Source organism: Nonomuraea sp. NPDC048916 (assembly GCF_040649575.1).
Classification (GTDB): Bacteria; Actinomycetota; Actinomycetes; order Streptosporangiales; family Streptosporangiaceae; genus Nonomuraea.
Map to the genome: position 1 here is coordinate 1 of NZ_JBEZFS010000267.1, position 403 is coordinate 403.

The following is a 403-nucleotide window of genomic DNA, read 5'->3' on the forward strand; positions in this document are numbered from 1 at the left end:
CGACGCTCGATGAACTCGAACACGCGTTCAAGTTCAACGACGCCGTGCTGCGCCACCTCATCGTCAAGATGAAGAAGGCCGAAACCGGCCCGTCGCCGATGATGAAGGAAGTTCAGCGCGAAGAAGCCAAGAAGGCGGCTGCAGCTCAGCCGACCGAAGCGCAGGCTTAAGTTCGTCACTCATTAAGCCATCAAGGAGCGCGTCACTCACGTGAACAGGTTGCAATTGACGGCAAGCGTCGTCGAACGCGCACCGGTGCGATATACGCCGGCAGGTGTTCCGATCGCAAGCGCCACATTGCATCACCGCACGGAAGTCGTCGAAGCAGGCATTCCCCGTCAGGTCGAAATGACGATCGAGGCGGTGGCGGCCGGTGAGGCGAGCGGCAGGCTGGAGAGTCGTG

Annotated in this window: 1 protein-coding gene; it reads left to right on the forward strand. The window is 60.5% G+C overall.

Going from position 1 to position 403, the window contains the following annotated elements:
* Positions 1 to 210: 210 nt before the first annotated feature.
* On the forward strand, positions 211 to 403 hold a 193-nt coding region (gene priB / locus AB0C16_RS40790; protein ID WP_357691580.1), incomplete at its 3' end, for a primosomal replication protein N.